Source organism: Aquabacterium sp. (genome assembly GCF_044226965.1).
Classification (GTDB): Bacteria; Pseudomonadota; Gammaproteobacteria; order Burkholderiales; family Burkholderiaceae_C; genus Pseudaquabacterium.
The window spans coordinates 152988-169713 of sequence record NZ_JBGAGA010000002.1 but is presented as its reverse complement, the minus strand read 5'-3'; the positions used below and the strand labels follow the sequence as shown (position 1 = coordinate 169713).

Here is a 16726-nt window from a genome sequence, read left to right as displayed (position 1 = left end):
CGTGTGGCTGCCGGGGCGCGGCGGGCGGGGCGTGGCCCTGCGTCAGGCCGCGAATTCGGCCGCCGCGGCCACCAGGCGGTCGTGCGGCTGCAGCTGGGTGGCCAGCGTCTCGGGGGTCAGTTTCAGGCGCGCCAGCAACGGGCCCTGCGCGATGCGCGCGGCATCCAGCCGATCCAGCCCGTCATGCCCGGCATCGGCCAGCACGCTGGCCAGGCGCAGCAGCGCGCCGCTGCGCGAGAAGGGTTCGGCCACGATCGGATGCCCCGCGGTGAACAGTGCATCGACCAGCGGCAGCGGCATGTGCCAGCGCGCGGCCAACTCGGCCGAGACCTCGGCATGGCTGCAGCCGAAATGCGTGCGCTCGAGCTCGAAGATGCTGTCCGGCGCGCCGGCCATCGACTCGACCAGCGAGACCTGGCCGGGCGAGGTCATCAGCATCAGCAGCTGGCCCGAGCGCAGGATCAGGCCGGCCACCTCGGCCAGGCCGGGGTCCTCGCCGAGGAGCCGCGCCAGCGTGCGGGCATGGCCGGCGGTGGCCAGGTTCTGGCACCAGAAGCGCAGCCGGTCGAAGCCGGGCGGCCGCGGGAAGGCATTGGACAGGCAGACGGTGATCGCCAGGCCGCGCAGCGCGTCCAGGCCGATCAGCGCCGCCGCGTCGGGCAGGTGCGCCACGCGCCCACGCGAGGCATAGCGCGCCGAGTTCGCCAACTTCAGCACGCGCGCGGCCAGTGCCGGGTCCTGCGCGATCAGCTCGGCGAGCTCGACCAGCGAGACGTCCTCGCGGCCGAAGGTTTCCATCAGCTTCTGCGCCACCTCGGGCAGCGCCGGCAGCGAATGCGACTGGGCAAAGAATCGATCGATAGCGGCCATGCGTCAATATCGGTTGCTGCAGCCGCGGCTTGAACGGGACCTTTGGCCCTACTGGAAGTGCGCGAGCATGCGTTCCAGCGCCATCGTGAAGGGTTGCTGCATCAGCGGCAGCGTCAGCAGCATGCCGATCAGGCCGACGCCCAGCGTGATCGGGAAGCCCACGGCAAACACGTTGATCTGCGGTGCCACGCGCGAGATGACGCCCAGCACCAGGTTCACGAACAGCAGCATGCCCACCAGCGGCAGCGCGATCCACAGCCCGAGCGTGAACAACTCCGCGCCCCAGGCCTGCGGCTGCGTGGCGCGCAGGAAGGCGAAGGGCTCGGGGCCGACCGGGAAGGCGATGAAGCTCTGGATCAGCGCCGCGATGATGGCCAGGTGCCCGTTGATGATGACGAACAGGAATGCCACGATGGTGCCGAAGAACTTGCCCGAGGCGGTGCCCTGGCTGGCGGTACCGGGATCGAAGAAGCCAGCGAAGTTCAGGCCCATCTGCAGCCCGATGAGTTCGCCGCCCAGTTCCACCGCGGCGAACACCAGCCGCACCGCGAAGCCCAGCGAGATGCCGATCAGCACCTGCTGCAGCACCAGCATCAGCGCCTGCGGCGAATCCAGCGCCACGGCCGGCATCTCGGGCAGCGAGACCTGCGCGGCCAGCGCGATGAACAGCGACAGCGCGATCTTCACCCGCATCGGCACCGCGCGCTGGCTGAACACCGGCAGGCTGGTCATCAGCGCCAGCGCGCGCAGGAAAGGCCACAGCCACGGCGTGATCCACGCCGTCAGCTGGGCTTCCGTGAAGGTGAGCATCAGCCGACGGCCGACGGGATCGATTGCAGCGTCTGCTGGATGTAGTCGACCAGCATCGTCATCATCCACGGGCCGGTGATCGCCAGCACCGCGACGGCGGCCAGCACCTTGGGCACGAAGCTCAGGGTCTGCTCGTTGATCTGCGTGGCCGCCTGGAAGATGCTGACCACCAGGCCGACGGCCAGCACCGCCAGCAGCAGCGGCGCCGACACCAGCAGCAGCATGTACAGGCCCTTCTGGCCGAGCGTGAAGACTTGTTGGGGATCCATGGCAGTGTCGGAAAACCTAGGTGGCAAAAGAAGCGGCCAGCGAACCCAGCAGCAGGTTCCAGCCATCGGCCAGCACGAACAGCATCAGCTTGAAGGGCAGCGACACCAGCACGGGGCTCAGCATCATCATGCCCAGGCTCATCAGCACGCTGGCGACGATCATGTCGATGATCAGGAAGGGGATGAAGATCAGGAAACCGATCTGGAAGGCGCTTTTCAGCTCGCTGGTGACGAAGGCCGGCACCAGCACCTTGAACGGCATGTCCTCGGCCTTCACGCCAGATTCAACCTTGGCCAGCTTGGCGAACAGCGAGAGGTCGCTCTGCCGCGTCTGCTTGAGCATGAACGCACGCATCGGCACCTCGCCGCGCTTCAAGGCCTCGTCCAGGCCGATCTGCTGCGCCTGGTAGGGCGCCCAGGCTTCGCTATAGACCTTGTCGATGGTGGGCGACATCACGAAGAAGGTGAGGAACAGGCTTAAGCCCACGATCACCTGGTTCGGCGGCGCGCTCTGCGTGCCCAGCGCCTGGCGCATCAGCGACAGCACGATGACGATGCGGGTGAAGCCCGTCATCATCAGCAGCACCGCGGGCAGGAAGGACAGTGCGGTGAAGAACAGCAGCGTCTGGATCGGCACCGAGTAGCTGGTGCCGCCGGCGCCCTGGCCGACGATCAGCGGCAGGCTCGCGCCGCCGCTTTGCTGGGCTAAAGCCGCTACGGGAACTGCCGATAACACCGACAAGCCCAGCACTCGGGCCGCGCGGCGCGACAGGCCGAAAGAAATGAGACGCTCAGCGCGCATGCTCGTCTCCCGCGGCCGCACCCCGGCTCTTGGCCAGCCACGCGGCGAAGGGCAGGGCGGCCTGCGCTGCAGCCGGCGCGTCGGCCTGCGGTGGCAGCGTGTGCAAGGTACTGATGCCGCCGGGCGTGACGCCCAGCACCAGCCAGCGCCGGTCGTCGCCGGAGCCGACCTCGACGGTGACGACGCGCTGGTTCGGCGCCAGCGCGAGCTGCGCGACGACGCGCATCACCCCTTGCGAGGCGGCCGCGCCCATCGGCGTGCGCTTGAGCAGCCACAAGGCCACCGGAATCATGGCCAGCACCGCCATGAAGGCGAGGACCGGCCCGACGATCGAATTCATCCCTGGGATCTCTTGTCGTTGGTTCGATTCACGAGCGGCTGAGGCGCCGCATGCGTTCGCTCGGGGTCACGATGTCGGTGAGGCGGATACCGAACTTGTCGTTCACCACCACCACCTCGCCCTGCGCGATGAGGTAGCCGTTGACCAGCACGTCCATCGGCTCGCCGGCCAGCGCCTCGAGCTCCACCACCGAGCCCTGGGCCAGCTGCAGGATGTGCTTGATCGGAATCTTGGTGCGGCCCAGCTCCACGGTCAGCTGCACCGGGATGTCCAGGATCATGTTCAGGTCGTTGCCGGCGGCCGGCACGCCACCCGCGGAACCCGAATTCGAGAAGTTGGTGAAGGCCGCGGCCGACACCGATTCCACCGGCTCGGCCAGCGCATTGCCGCCGCCACTGCCACCGCCGTTGGACTCGGCCAGCGCGGCCGCCCATTCGGCGGCCATGCGGTCCTCTTCGGACATCTGCGGTTCACTCATTGGATTCTCCCAGCCAGCCCGCGGGGGTGCTGGTCAGCATGCGGTCGATCTTGATGGCATAACGTCCATTGGACGTGCCATAGTGGCAATCGAACACCGGCACGTTGTCGATCTTGGCCTGGATCATCGGGTCCAGGTCGAGCTCGATGAAGTCGCCGGGCTTGAAGGCGAGCAGCTGCTCGAGCGTGGCGGTGGCATGGGCCAGCTCGGCAATCAGCTTGACGTCGGCCGACTGGATCTGCTGCTTCAGCAGCTTGACCCAGCGGCGGTCGGGTTCGCTGGAGTCGCCCTGCATCGTGCTGTACAGCACGTCGCGGATCGGTTCCAGCGTCGAGTACGGAATGCAGAAGTGCACCGTGCCGGTGGTCTCGCCGATTTCCAGCGTGAAGCTGGTGGCGACGACGATTTCCGAAGGCGTGGCGATGTTCGCGAACTGCGGCTGCATCTCCGAGCGCTGGTACTCCATCTCGACCGGATAGATGCCGGACCAGGCCTTCTTGTACTCGGCGATGATGCACTCCACCAGGCGCAGGATCACGCGCTGCTCGGTGGGCGAGAAGTCGCGGCCTTCGATGCGGGTGTGGAACTTGCCGGCACCGCCGAACAGTGCGTCGATCACGGCGAAGACGAGCGTCGGGTCGCAGACGATCAGCCCGGAGCCGCGCAGCGGCCGCACCGACACGATGTTGAAGTTGGTCGGCACCACGATCTCGCGCAGGAAGGCGCTGTACTTCTGCACGCGGATGCCACCGATGGCCACTTCCGGGCTCTTGCGGATCAGGTTGAACAGGCCGATGCGGATGTTGCGGGCGAAGCGCTCGTTGATGATCTCCATCGTGGGCATGCGCCCACGGACGATGCGCTCCTGGCTGGCCAGGTCGTAGTCGCGGATGCCACCCTGCGGGACGTCTTCCTGCTCGAGCTTCTGGCTCTCGCCGGTGATGCCCTGCAGCAGTGCATCGACTTCGTCTTGCGAAAGAATCTGCTGATTCATTTCGGGTGGGCCATCACTGGATGATGATGTTCGAGAAGTGGACGGCCTTCACCGGGTAGATGACCGGCGGCTTCTTCTTCTTCTTTTTCTTGGTGCCGTCGGGAGCGGGGCTCGCGGATTCCTCGTCGTCGACGGGCATCGTGATGCCCAGCGGCAGCATGGTCTCGCGGCGGATCTCCTGCGCCAGCAGCAGCTTGCCTTCGCGCGTCAGCAGCTCGCCGGCGGTCTTGTGCGCCAGCAGCAGCAGGATGTTGTTGCGGATGGCCGGCAGGTAGAGCTTGATCTGCTCGCCGACCTTGGCATCGTCGATCTCCAGCGTGACGCCGACCTGCGCATAGCGCTCGGCATCGCGGTCGGCCAGGTTCACCGTGAAGGGGTCCAGCGGCACGAAGATCGGCGGGTTCTTGTGCTCGTCCTTCTTGGGCTCGGCCACCGCATGGGTCTCGGCGCCGTCTTCGGTGTCGGCCTCGTCGGCCGCGGCGGCCCTCTTCTTCATCATGAACACGGCCGCGCCGCCGCCGCCCAGCACCAGCAGCAGCACCGCGGCGAGGATGATGATCAGCTTCTTCTTGCCGGCGGCCTTGGGAACGGGCGCGTCGGTGACTTCAGCGGTGGCGGCGGACATGGTCTCTCCGGATGCTTGGCTTCAGGGCCCACGGCCGGCCTGAAGCCGGCTGGGGCGATGCATCGATTATTCGGAGAGCCCCCTCCTGGCGATGGCGCGAATAGCGGGGGGAAAGACCGGCGATTCGGCCGGCGCCGGTCGGCAGCCGACGGCCGGCGTCAGGCCACCAGGTCGACCAGGCCGCGCGGCAGGCCGGTCCGGAGCACGGTGGTGCTGCCGGGCAGGTCGCGGTCGTCACCGCCGGGCCAGCCAGGCCGGCCGCCGGGAGCGCCCGACGCGCCAGGCGATGGACCGGAGGCGTTGCCGCCCGGGCCGCCCTGGCCCTGGCCGCCAAAGTTCTGGGCGAAGCTGCCGCCAAGGCTGCTGCCGTCGGCCGGTGGCTGGAACACGCCGCCGCCGGTGAGCGTGAGGCCGGACTCGCGCAGCGCGCCGGCCAGGGCCGGCAGCGAGGACTCGATGACCTGGCGCGTGGCGGCCCGGTCGGCCTGGAAGTCGACCTGCGCGCCGCTGCCCGCGACCGCGATGCGCACGGTGATCGGCCCCATGTCGGCCGGGTTCAGCTCGATGCGGGCCTGTTGCACGCCCTGGCGTGCCAGCAGGGTGATCTGCGCGCCGAGCGAGGGCGCGAACTCCGGGCTGTTCAGGTGTGCGCCGAGATGGCTGGTCGGCAGTGGCGTGGCGCTGGCCTGCGGGCTGCTGGCGGCGGCCGGTACGCCGGGGCTGGCGCCGGGCATCAAGTTCTGCAGCGCGTCGGCAAAGCGCACGCTGCTGCCGGTGCCGGAGGGGGCGGCGCTGGTGCTGCCCGCCGCGGCGTCGGCGCTGCTGGCCGCGCCGGGCTGGTCGCCGCGGGCATCGTCGCCGCGCGACGCCGTGACGGCCGTGGCCGATGCGGTGGTGGCGGTGTTGGCCGCGCTGGCGTCGTCGCTGGCGTCGCTGCGGTTGGCCGTGCGCGCCTGGCGCGGGCCGCGGCCGGCCTCGGTGTCGGTGCCGCGACCGGCCGCGGCACTGCGCGGACCGCGCGACTCGCCGCGTGCCGGTGCCAGCGGGTCGAGCGCCGTGCGGGTGAGGGGGTCGGAGGCGGCGATCCCGCCGCGTTCGCTGCCGCGGCCGGCGCGTTCGGGCGGGGCATCGGCCAGGCCGCGTGCCGCGGTGCCGGCCGGACCCTGCGGCGCCGCGGGCAGCGCGAGGGCGGGCAGGGGGACAGTCGGGGCCGCGGTGCTGGCGTCGGCGGCTGCGGCGGCGCTGCCATCACCGGCGGTGGAGGCGGCGTCGGCCGTGGCGTCGCTGCTGGTCGGTGCGGCGTCGACGACGGGCTGATCCGCTGCGGTGCCGGCACGGCGCAGATCGGGGGTTCGGGATGCTTCAGAAGGCGCGTTGCCGGCGGCAGTCGTCGAGGCAGCTGGCGCGGCCTCGGCTTGCCCCGATGCCGGGGCGGGCACGGCACGTTCGGTGCCGGCCAGCGGCAGGCGACGGGCGCCGAGCGCGCTGGCCTCGTCGCGGCTCAATCCCGGGCCTGCCGTGCGGCGGCTGGTATGAGCGGCTGCTGGGTCGTTGCCGGCGGCCGGGTTGGCTGAGGACGTCGGCAGTGCGGCGGCGGGCAGTGCATCGGCGGCCAGCGTGGCGGTGGCCGAGGCGCTGCCGGTCGCAGCCGCGGAGGGCAGGCCGCTGCTGGCGTCGTCCGCCGCCGTCGAGCGCGTCTGGAGACTCAGCGTGCTGGGCATGGCCGGCGTCGGCGTGGTGGTCGCCGACGGCAGGATGCCGGCGGCCAGGCCGATGTCTTCGGCGATCGTGCGGTCCTCGGTGTCGGCGGGGCGGTCGGCCGGCAGGCCGTCGGCTGCGGGGGCCTCTGCGCCCTCGTCGGCGTCCGCGCCGCGCGGTGTGCGGGGCCGGGCGTCGGCCACTGCCTGGCTGGCCTGGCTGCCGGCGCGGCGCTGGGCGTGACGGCCGCGCGCAGGTTCGCCAAGCGGCGTGTCGGTCGTGGTGTCCGGCGGCGGCGTGTCGCCGTCGCTGGCCATGGCGGCCGTGCGGCTGTCCTGCGCTGCGCTGCCGGAGCCGGCTGCGTCCGGGCTGCGCGCGGCCGCGCCCGCCGTGTCGTTCGGCGCGTCGCGGCGCGGCCCTGCGGTGTCCCCATGGGGGCTCCTGCGGCTGGGCGGCGTGACGGTTGGCGCCTGCAGCGCCTCGCTGCTGCGCTGGAAAGCCTGCGCGAACGCGCCAGGCTCGGCGCTGGTGTCGGCCGCGGCGGGCATGCCGGCGCCGTTGCGCGCGGTCACCAGGCCGGCGCTGTTCGTGGGGCTGAAGGGGATCAAGGGGCTGGCCATGGCATGCCTCGGGTCAGATCAGCGAGGGCGTGAGCCCCGAGGTGCTGCGCCGTTGCGCGGCTTCGTCGGTGCTGCGCTGCTCGCGGCGGTCGGCCAGGCGCTGCTGTTCGGCGCGGCGGCGTTCGATCAGCTTGCGCACCGCGGCCACGCGCTGCTCGTGCGCCACCAGTGCGGCACGCGCCTGCTGCACGCGGGCCTCGGCCTGGGTGGTGACCTGGTTCTGCATCGTGATGGCCTGGTCCAGGCGCTGCGAGAAGCCCTGGTAGCACTGCACCAGCTCGATCGCGCCGGCCTGGCGGAACTGCGAGGTCCAGCGCTGCTGGTACTGCGCGCGGTAGGCATTGAGCTGCTCGATCTGCTGGCGCGCCTGCGCGGCCGCGGCCTCGCACTGGCGCAGCACGGCGGCCTGGGCATCGCGTTCGGCCTCGGCCTGTTCGAGCAGCGTGTTCAGCGTGGCAGACGATTGCATGGATCAGGGTCTCGGGTTCGGCGGTCGGGAGGTCAGCCGCCGACCATGCGGCAGAGCTGGTTGCGCGAGGCTTCGAGCGGCGCGCGGTCGTGCATGTCCTGCTGCAGCAGCGCCATCAGTTGCGGCTGCAGGCGCACGGCGAGGTCGAGTTCGCCGTCGTGGCCCGGCTGGTAGGCGCCGAGCTGGATCAGGTCGCGCGCCTTGCTGAGCTTGGAGATCAGCGCACGGGCGCGGCGCGCGGCATCGAGTTGCTCGCGCGGGGCCACCGCGGTCATCACGCGCGAGATCGAGCGCTCGACGTCGATGGCGGGGAAGTGGCCCGATTCCGCCAGCTCGCGCGAGAGCACGATGTGGCCGTCGAGGATGCCTCGGGCCGCGTCGGCGATCGGGTCCTGCTGGTCGTCGCCTTCGCTCAGCACGGTGTAGAACGCGGTGATCGAGCCGACGCCGTTGAGGCCGTTGCCCGAGCGTTCCACCAGCTGCGGCAGCTTGGCAAAGCACGAGGGCGGGTAGCCCTTGGTGGCCGGCGGCTCGCCGATGGCCAGCGCAATCTCGCGCTGTGCCATCGCGTAGCGGGTGAGCGAGTCCATCAGCAGCAGCACATGCCGGCCTTCGTCGCGGAAGTGTTCGGCGATGGCGGTGGCGTAGGTGGCGCCCTGCATGCGCACCAGCGGCGGCGCATCGGCCGGCGCGGCGACGACGACCGAGCGGGCCAGGCCTTCCTCGCCGAGGATGTCCTCGATGAATTCCTTGACCTCGCGGCCGCGTTCGCCGATCAGGCCGACGACGATGACATCGGCTGCGGTGTAGCGCGCCATCATGCCCAGCAGCACCGACTTGCCCACGCCGGTGCCGGCGAACAGGCCGATGCGCTGGCCGCGGCCGATGGTGAGCATCGCGTTGATCGCGCGCACGCCGGTGTCCAGCGGCCGGCGCACCGGGTCGCGGTCCATCGCATTGATCGGGCGGCGCACCATCGGCTCGTTGCGGGTGTGCGCCAGCGGGCCCTTGCGGTCCATCGGCTGGCCATGGGCATCGACCACGCGGCCGAGCAGGCCGTCGCCCATCGGCAGGTGCAGGCCACGGTCTTCGGTGCGGCGCCACAGCTGGTTGTCGCGGCCCAGCAGCGGCGGCGCATGCGGCGTGGCGCGTGGGCTCACACGCGCGCCGCTGGTCAGGCCATGCACTTCGCCGGTGGGCATCAGGAAGGCGCGGTCGCCGTTGAAGCCGACCACCTCGGCCAGCACCGGATCACGCGCCTCGCCATGCACCTCGCACACCGAGCCCACGGGCGCGCGCACGCCGGCGGCTTCCAGCACCAGGCCGGTGACGCGGGTCAGCGTGCCCTGCGCCTGCAGCGGCGTGCGCAGCGAGGCGTACTGCTCGAGGTCGCGCAGGTAGTGGGCCCAGCGCTGGGCGCGGGCGGTCTGCGTGACGTCGGCGTCGACGGCGTCGGCGAGGGAAGGGGATTCGCTGGGCATCGGAGACGGGAATGGGGGCGGGTCCGGCCCTTGGCCAGGCCGTGAGGGGGATGATCGACGAAGCCCGTGCCCGCCGTGCCGCGAATAAGCAGTGGGTTCCCGGCCCGAATCGGCGTGTCGGTCCTGGTGGGCAGCGGCAGGCACATTCGCTAAAGTGGTCGCGGCCGCCTTCACCGACACCGCAGGAGGATCCCGATGCGCACCCAGGATCTGCAACCGTGGCAGCGCCGCCGGCCGCGCCACCTGGCATGGGCCATGGCGGCCATGCTGACGGCCGCCTGCAGCGGCGAATCCGATCCGGAAGGCGAGTCCGGCACGCCGCTGCGCGTGGCCGAGCGGCAGGCGCTCGAGGCGTCCGACACCTTGCGCAGGCGCGCCCGGGCGCTGGCCAGTGCTGCGGTGGCACCGGCCGAAGCCGCGCGCCAGCTGATGGATTTCGCCGAAAGCCAGTTCCCGCAGTTCTTCCCTTCGCACCAGGCCACGCAAAGCCTGTCGCCGTTCCTGTTCCGCCACTACCCTGAAACCGGCATCTACCTGGGCGTGGCGGTCACGGCCGGGCAGGGCTTCGAGGCGATGGGCGTGTACGTGATGGGGGGCGCCTTCGGCCAGTCGCCGCAGTATGTCGGTCCGCTCGCGAGCTTCATCACGCCGGTCGAGCCCGGACCGGGCCCGGGTCCTGCCAGCAATGGCTGCCACGACCTGCTGCTGGCCTCCGAGGACACGCCGGGCAACCGGATGGTGCTGGTCCGGCGCATGGAGCCGGGCAATGGGCAGGTCGTGATGCAGACCGTGGACCTGCAGGTGCGCGGCCCGCGCAGCTTCGACGGGCACGACGCCGTCGAATCGTTGCAGCGCATGGTCGACGCCGCCTATCCGGAGGGGGTGCCCGATGGCACGCCCGGCCTGACGGACTACCTGGTCTACCAGCGCAAGACCGGCGCGGCCGAGATCACCTACTACGGCAGTGCGTTCGGCCCGAGCACCACGTCCCAGTCGGCCGGCGGCTTCTCGGCCAGCACCACCAGCAGCGGCTACAACGCCTACCGTCCGCCGCTGGTGCGGCCGGAGTACTGGCTGGCGCCGGGGGCCAGCGCCACGATGGCCAGCACGCTGTTCGAGCACTCGGAAACCACCACCACCGTGACCGGGCAGGCGCCGAAGACCACGGTCAGCGACACCGAGCGCCCCGTGACCGAGACGGTGCGCTTCGTGCGCCGCGAGCGGGTGACGGTGCCGGCCGGGAGCTTCGATGCCTGCGTGTTCGAGTCGCGCTGGGCCGAGGAGCCGGGCACGGTGAGCACCAGCTGGGTGGCCGATGGCCAGGGCTTCGAGCTGAAGACCGAGTACGTGCAGGGTGGCTACACGGCCCGTTCGCAGACGATGTCGATCCGCTTCAACGGCCAGCCGATCACCCACTGACCGGCGGCGCGTCCTCGTCCAGCGACCAGTCCACGCCGGTGCCCAGCGCCTGCACCGCCTGGTGCCAGCGTGCGCCGATGCGGGCGTCCACCGTGCCGGCGTCGCTCTCGATCAGGCAGCCGCCCCGGTCGACGGTGGGGGTGCTGACCAGGCGCGCGTCGCGCGCTTCCAGCGCGTCGGCAGCGCCCAGGCTGATCAGCGCATGGTCTTCGGGGTTGACGTGGACGGTGATGGTGCGCGCGCTCATCAGCACCGCGTTGACCGCATCGGTGGCCACCTGCACCACCAGTTCGGGCCGCACCATCAGCTCGCTGCGCACGACCTGGCGTGCCAGCTGGGTGGCGATGCGCGCGACGCTGGCGGCGATGTGCTGCTCCAGCGCGCCGAGCTCGCTGTCGAAGTTCTGCATCACGCGGCCGAACTGGCTGGCCAGCTGCTGCGCGAAGCTCTGCTTGAAGCTCTCCAGCGCGACCAGGCCGTCGCGGTAGCCGTCGCGGTAGCCTTCCTGGCGCGCGGCGTGGATCTGCGCCTGCAACTGCTCGCTGGTGGCTTCCGGTGCGGCGGCCTCGGCCTCGGCCGCCGCTGCCGCGGCACGCACCGGGGGCGCGGCGTTGGGGTTGTCGCCGAAGGAGTTCGGCGCCCAGCTGGCGAAGCCCTGCAGCTCTTCGCGCGGGATGAAGCGGGTGTACGGGTTGCCGGCACGCGAGCCCGGCGGCGGCGGCACCTGGCGCGGGCCGAAGTTCGATTTAGAGGAACTCATCGGCGCCTCCGCTGGCCAGCACGATCTGGCCTTCGTCGACCAGGCGGCGCACCGTCTTCAGCATTTCCTTCTGCTCGGCCTCGACCTCGCTGACGCGCACCGGGCCGCGCGAATCCAGGTCCTCGCGCAGCGTCTCGGCGGCGCGGGTGGACATGTTGCGGAACACCTTCTCGCGCATCTCCGGCGTCGCGCCCTTGAGCGCGATGACCAGCGATTCGCTCTGCACTTCCTTCAGCAGCGCCTGCACGCCCTTGTCGTCCAGCTTCGCCAGGTCGTCGAAGGTGAACATGTTGTCCATGATGCGCTGGGCCAGGTCGTTGTCGGCCTCGCGGATGAAGTCGAGCACCGAGGTCTCGATGCTGGTGCCCAGCAGGTTGATGATCTCGGCCGCGGTCTTCACCCCGCCCAGCGAGGCCTTGCGCAGCTTCTCGCCGCCGGCCAGCACCTTGCTCATCACCTCGTTCAGGTCCTTCAGCGCCGAGGGCTGGATGCCGTCCAGCGTGGCGATGCGCACCAGCACCTCGTTGCGCTGGCGCTCGCTGAAGGCCTTGATCACCGAGCTGCACTGGTCGTAGTCCAGGTGCACCAGGATGGCCGCGACGATCTGCGGATGCTCGTTGCGCAGCAGCTCGGCCACCGAGCCGGCGTCCATCCACTTCAGGCTCTCGATGCCGGTGGTGTCGCTGCCCTGCAGGATGCGGTCGATCAGCAGGTTGGCCTTGTCGTCGCCCAGCGCCTTCTTCAGCACCGCCTTCACGTACTCGTCGGTGTCGGCCACCAGCATGTGCTGGTCCGAGGCCACCTCGGAGAACTTGTCCAGCACGCCTTCGAGCTTGTCCTTGCTCACGACCTTGAGCTTGGCGATGGTCTCGCCCAGTCGCTGCACTTCCTTCGGCGCCAGGTGCTTGAACACCTCCGAGGCTTCCTCTTCGCCGAGCGACATCAGCAGGATCGCCGCGTTCTCGAGTCCCTGATCGTCCATGGTTGTCATCTGGCTTGTGCTGTCAGGCTACTTCGCCGCTGACCCAGCCGCGCACGATGTTGGCCACCGCGGCGGGGTTCTGGCGCGCCATGCCGCGCGCGCCTTCGAGCTGCAGCGTGGTCTTGGGCGGGGTGAGCTCCACCACCTCGGGCTCGGGTTCGGGCAGCTTGGGCTTGTCGTTCTCCACCAGGTCGAGCTTAGGCGCCGGCGGCGGGGTGATCTGGCGCAGTGCCGGGCGGATCACCGAGAACACCAGCAGCAGCGCGACGAAGGCCAGCCCGGCCGGCACCGCGCCGGCGCGGACCATGTCGGTGACCCAGGGCTGCTGCCACACCGGCACCTCGACCGCCTTGGCCGGCGCTTCGACGCGGAAGGGGATGTTCACCACCTTCACCGAGTCGCCGCGCTCCTTGTTGAAGCCGATGCTTTCCTGAACCAGCGCGGTCAGCTTGTCGAGTTCCTCGGGCGTCAGCGCGGTGGTGGTGGTCTTGCCCTTGGCGTCGGTGGTGCTGCGGTGGTTCACCAGCACCGCGGCATTGATGCGCTTGATGGTGCCCACCGCCTGGCGCTTCATGCTCACGGTCTTGTCGACCTCGTAGTTGACCGTGCTTTCCTTGCGCGCACCGCCGCCGGCCGAACCGGTCTGCGCGGCCTGCATCGGCGCCGAGGCGCCTTGCAGCGGCGCGGTGGCGGGCACCGGCGGCTGGTTGCTGGCCGCACCCGGCACGCCGCTGGGCGTGGCCGTGGCGGCATTCGAGGCCTCGCTCGAGCGCTGGCTGCGCACGGTGGCCTCGCCGGTCTGGTTGGGCTTGAATTCCTCGGTAGTCGATTCGAGCTGGTTGAAGTCGATCTCGGCCGTCACCGTGGCGCGCAGGTTGTCGCGGCCGAGCGCCGGCTCGAGGATGTCCTGCACGCGCTTGAGGTAGGTGGCCTCCACCTGCTGCAGGTACTGCAGCTGCTGGGTGTCCAGGCCCTGGTTGGCTTCGGGCGGGGCCGACAGCAGCGTGGAGTTCTGGTCGATCACGCTGACGGCCTTGACCGAGAGGTCCGGCACCGAAGAGGACACCAGGTGCACGATGCCGGCCACCTGCGAGCGGTCCAGCGTGCGGCCGGGGTGCAGCGTCAGCAGCACCGAGGCGCTGGGCTTCTGCTGGTCGCGGAAGAAGCCGTTCTGCGTCGGCAGCGCCAGGTGCACGCGCGCCGATTGCACCGCGGAGATCGAGGTGATCGAACGCACCAGCTCGCCTTCGAGCGCGCGCTGCAGGTTCGTGCGCTCCTGCAGCTGGCTCTGGCCGAAGCGGGCGTTGTCCATCAGCTCGAAGCCGGCGGTGGTGCCCTTGGGCAGGCCGGCCTGCGCCAGCTTCAGCCGCAACTCGGGAATCATCTCGGCCGGCACCAGCAGCGTGGTGCCGTCGCCGGCGGCCTTGTAGGGCACCTTCAGCGTGGCCAGCTGGCTGATCACCAGGCCGGCATCCTTCTCCGAGAGGTTGGGGTACAGCGGCGCCAGGTTGCCGTTGCCGCTCCACAGGGCCAGCGCCACCATCACGGCCACCAGGCCGGCCAGGCCCATGCCCAGCATCAGCTTGGCCTTGGCCGGCATCAGCGCCAGGCGTGACATCGCTCCGGTCGGCGCCTCGGCGCGTTCGGCGGCGGCGTTGTTCGGGGTGATCGGTGTGACGTTGGCGTCCATGGGCGGCAGGAGGTCGGAGAAAGTCCGAATGCCAGGCATTGTTGGACAGCGCGGCGCAAGACCAAGGCACAAACAACCCGCAATTCGGGCTTCAGTTCGCGCCATCGCTGCCGAGGGGGTGGTCCTACAGTGCAGCCCGTGGACAAGCCGTTCGCGCCTTGCGAGCCACCAACGCCATGGACCTGAAGCTCAAACCGTTCGACTTTGCGCAAGCCGTTGCCCGTGCCGGGCTGCGGCCGGATGGCATGCCCATCGGCAGTGCGGGCGGCGCCGGCGCGGCCGGCGGCGTGGGCGCTGCTGGCAAGGCCGGCGCCGTGGCCGGCCCCAGCTTCCAGCATGCGATGGGCCAGGCCCTGCGCGAGGTGAGCGCGGCGCAGGACGAGGCCACCAACCTGCAGCAGGAATTCCAGCTCGGCAACTCGTCGGTCAGCCTGGAGCAGACCATGGTGGCCTCCGAGAAGGCGCGGCTGGGCTTCACCGCCGCGGTCTCGGTGCGCAACCGGCTGGTGCAGGCCTACTCCGAGATCATGAACATGCAGGTGTAGCCCCCGGTCAGTCGATCACGCTCATAGGGGCCAGGGCCGGCTAGAAGCCATTTAGGTATCATTAGATCCCGAGCTTTGATACCGGGAGTGATACTCAAGCCATGGCCACCAAGGTGCTCACGGATGCCGCGATCGGTCGCTTACCGCCCGTCACCGCGGAGAAGCTCGTTCCGGTCGGCGGGAGCCTCTACCTAAAGCGCCGGCCCAACGGTCGACAGTCGTGGGTGCTGCGAACCCGCATCGGCGGCAAGTGGCAGGTCCGGCAGCTGGGCGACTGGCCCACGGTGACCCTGCACCTGGCCCGCCAGCGCGCCGAGGCTGCGCGCGACGGCGCATCCCCTGCTGACGCTGGGTCGACGGTGGCGCATGCCCTGGCCGAATTCAAGCTGTCGTACATCGGGGGCCGGTATCGGCGCGAGGACTCGAAGAAGGAGTCCGGCGCGCTGTTGGGCAAGGCGCTCGCGCCGGTGGCCGGCCGGGCCCTTGCGTCGGTCCGGCGCGCTGACCTGGTGAAGGCGATCGAGCTGGTCCGCGACCGACCGAACACCGCCGCGAAGACGCTGGCCCTGCTGAAGCAATTCACGAGCTGGGCGGCAGCGCGCGACCTGATCGAGGCCGACCCGATGGCTGGCGTCCGGGCCGGAAAGCTCGGCCTGAAGCCATACCAGCCGCGCGAGCGCGTGCTGAGCCGGGACGAGCTGCGCGCGCTGTGGGCGCGGGACGACGACGATGCCCGTGTGCTTAAGTTCTGCGCGCTGACCGCCTGCCGCATCGGCGAGGCGCTGCAGTGGGTTCCGGAGCAGGTCCAGGGCGACATCTGGACCATTCCAGCTGCGGCCACAAAGAACGGGACAGCGCACGCGCTGCCGTTGTCTGCTGAGGCGAGGGCGTTGCTTCCGCTGCCCAAGCCGATGCCGGTCTATCAGAGCCTCTACTCGAGGCTGAAGGCGACCAAGGCGACCTGGCGACCGCACGACATCCGTCGCACCGCGGCGACGATGATGCGCGCGGCCGGCGTGCCGGTGCTCGACATCGAGGCCGTGCTGAACCACGCGCCGCCGCGCCTGGTGCGGGTGTATCAGCGGCATGACCCGATTGATGAGAAGCGCGCGGCATTGGCGCGCTTGGCCGCCTCGGTTGCCGACGTAGTGAGGAATCTATGAGTAACGAACCCGCCGCCCTTCTTGACTTGCGGGACCTCATACATGGGCACCTGCTGCCGCTCGCCAAGCGGTCCGGGATCGTCGGGGACAGCGAGGCGATCGAGGACCTTGCTTGGAAGCCCAGCAATTCCGGCGAGTTGAATGAGAGCCGAAAGGTTCTCGGGCTTCTGATCACCCTTGCCGCGGCTGCATTCGCGACGTGGCAGGAGGACTCTGACGGCACCGAGTGGACACGTCTCGCTCACGAGGCGCACTTGTTCGGGCAGTTCGCCTACGGGTACTTCAGTGCCAAGACCGACGAGGCCGTCGACGCCAAGACGGTGCTGGCCAAGATCGCCGCGAACGCTAGGCACGCGCCAACCCGCGACGCCAAGGCTCTGGTACTGAAATGGTGGGCAGACAACGGCAAGGGGCGAATGAACAAGATGGCGGCCGCCCGAGAGATCAAGCGTCTCAATCTTGTCAGCGAAACCCAGGAAACCGTGCGTGATTGGCTGACGAACGCTTGAGGTTTAGTCGGCTAGGCTCTGCCGGCACAACCTAGGCTCTGCCGGCACAACCTAGGCTCTGCCGGCACAACCTAGGCTCTGCCGGCACAACCTAGGCTCTGCCGGCACAACCTAGGCTCTGCCGGCACGCGCAATTGCCCGTTGCCTGCTGGTTTCGCACACTGCTTCTCACGGGGCCTAAGTGGCCCGCAGAGAGGCAAGT

18 protein-coding genes are annotated in these 16726 nt (G+C 70.0%); 4 read left to right on the top strand and 14 right to left on the bottom strand.

Annotation, left to right across the window (positions count from 1 at the left end):
• Window positions 1–42: 42 nt before the first annotated feature.
• From ACILR4_RS01815 to fliI, 11 genes are all read right to left on the bottom strand, one after another.
• Window positions 43–870 carry an HDOD domain-containing protein gene (locus ACILR4_RS01815; RefSeq protein ID WP_395699109.1) on the bottom strand — a complete coding sequence of 276 codons (828 nt, stop codon included), beginning with the start codon at window positions 868–870 and terminating at the stop codon, window positions 43–45.
• Between the two features lie 48 nt (window positions 871–918).
• Window positions 919–1680 (bottom strand): flagellar biosynthetic protein FliR, encoded by a 762-nt coding sequence (fliR, locus tag ACILR4_RS01810; protein ID WP_395699108.1) that lies wholly within the window; start codon window positions 1678–1680, stop codon window positions 919–921.
• Entirely contained in the window at window positions 1680–1949 is a 270-nt protein-coding gene (gene fliQ, locus ACILR4_RS01805) for a flagellar biosynthesis protein FliQ (protein WP_395699107.1), read from the bottom strand. The genes fliR and fliQ overlap by 1 nt, the downstream gene beginning before the upstream one ends.
• 16 nt (window positions 1950–1965) lie before the next feature.
• Entirely contained in the window at window positions 1966–2751 is a 786-nt protein-coding gene (gene fliP, locus ACILR4_RS01800; RefSeq protein WP_395699106.1) for a flagellar type III secretion system pore protein FliP, read from the bottom strand.
• On the bottom strand, window positions 2741–3091 hold the full coding sequence (gene fliO, locus ACILR4_RS01795; protein WP_395699105.1) for a flagellar biosynthetic protein FliO: 351 nt from the start codon (window positions 3089–3091) through the stop codon (window positions 2741–2743). The genes fliP and fliO overlap by 11 nt, the downstream gene beginning before the upstream one ends.
• Window positions 3092–3119: 28 nt before the next feature.
• Window positions 3120–3569, bottom strand: a complete 450-nt coding sequence (fliN, locus tag ACILR4_RS01790; protein WP_395699104.1) for a flagellar motor switch protein FliN — start codon at window positions 3567–3569, stop codon at window positions 3120–3122.
• On the bottom strand, window positions 3562–4563 hold the full coding sequence (fliM, locus tag ACILR4_RS01785; RefSeq protein ID WP_395699103.1) for a flagellar motor switch protein FliM: 1002 nt from the start codon (window positions 4561–4563) through the stop codon (window positions 3562–3564). Before fliM ends, fliN begins: the two co-directional genes overlap by 8 nt.
• Before the next feature lie 13 nt (window positions 4564–4576).
• Window positions 4577–5188 carry a flagellar basal body-associated protein FliL gene (gene fliL / locus ACILR4_RS01780; protein ID WP_395699102.1) on the bottom strand — a complete coding sequence of 204 codons (612 nt, stop codon included), beginning with the start codon at window positions 5186–5188 and terminating at the stop codon, window positions 4577–4579.
• Between the two features lie 158 nt (window positions 5189–5346).
• On the bottom strand, window positions 5347–7506 hold the full coding sequence (locus ACILR4_RS01775; RefSeq protein ID WP_395699101.1) for a flagellar hook-length control protein FliK: 2160 nt from the start codon (window positions 7504–7506) through the stop codon (window positions 5347–5349).
• 13 nt (window positions 7507–7519) lie between these two features.
• A complete protein-coding gene (gene fliJ / locus ACILR4_RS01770) occupies window positions 7520–7975 on the bottom strand; it encodes a flagellar export protein FliJ (protein ID WP_395699100.1) in 456 nt (151 codons plus the stop codon).
• Between the two features lie 32 nt (window positions 7976–8007).
• The gene (fliI, locus tag ACILR4_RS01765) at window positions 8008–9456 is read right to left on the bottom strand and encodes a flagellar protein export ATPase FliI (protein ID WP_395699099.1); all 1449 of its coding nucleotides are present in this window, start codon (window positions 9454–9456) and stop codon (window positions 8008–8010) included.
• Window positions 9457–9651: 195 nt separating this feature from the next.
• Here fliI and ACILR4_RS01760 point away from each other — a divergent pair, with 195 nt between their 5' ends.
• On the top strand, window positions 9652–10875 hold the full coding sequence (locus ACILR4_RS01760; RefSeq protein WP_395699098.1) for a hypothetical protein: 1224 nt from the start codon (window positions 9652–9654) through the stop codon (window positions 10873–10875).
• Here the strand turns inward: ACILR4_RS01760 and ACILR4_RS01755 are convergent.
• The 3 genes from ACILR4_RS01755 to fliF are packed head-to-tail and all read right to left on the bottom strand — an operon-like array spanning window position 10865 to window position 14307.
• Entirely contained in the window at window positions 10865–11635 is a 771-nt protein-coding gene (locus tag ACILR4_RS01755) for a FliH/SctL family protein (protein ID WP_395699097.1), read from the bottom strand. The genes ACILR4_RS01760 and ACILR4_RS01755 overlap by 11 nt on opposite strands.
• Complete coding sequence (gene fliG / locus ACILR4_RS01750; RefSeq protein ID WP_395699096.1) at window positions 11622–12617, bottom strand: flagellar motor switch protein FliG; 996 nt, start codon at window positions 12615–12617, stop codon at window positions 11622–11624. Before fliG ends, ACILR4_RS01755 begins: the two co-directional genes overlap by 14 nt.
• 22 nt (window positions 12618–12639) lie before the next feature.
• Window positions 12640–14307 (bottom strand): flagellar basal-body MS-ring/collar protein FliF, encoded by a 1668-nt coding sequence (gene fliF, locus ACILR4_RS01745; RefSeq protein WP_395699095.1) that lies wholly within the window; start codon window positions 14305–14307, stop codon window positions 12640–12642.
• A gap of 176 nt (window positions 14308–14483) precedes the next feature.
• Between fliF and fliE the strand changes: the two genes are divergently transcribed.
• From fliE to ACILR4_RS01730, 3 genes are all read left to right on the top strand, one after another.
• A complete protein-coding gene (fliE, locus tag ACILR4_RS01740; RefSeq protein WP_395699094.1) occupies window positions 14484–14852 on the top strand; it encodes a flagellar hook-basal body complex protein FliE in 369 nt (122 codons plus the stop codon).
• 101 nt (window positions 14853–14953) lie between these two features.
• Window positions 14954–16015 (top strand): tyrosine-type recombinase/integrase, encoded by a 1062-nt coding sequence (locus ACILR4_RS01735; protein ID WP_395699093.1) that lies wholly within the window; start codon window positions 14954–14956, stop codon window positions 16013–16015.
• Entirely contained in the window at window positions 16012–16524 is a 513-nt protein-coding gene (locus ACILR4_RS01730; protein WP_395699092.1) for a hypothetical protein, read from the top strand. The genes ACILR4_RS01735 and ACILR4_RS01730 overlap by 4 nt, the downstream gene beginning before the upstream one ends.
• Window positions 16525–16726: the final 202 nt, after the last annotated feature.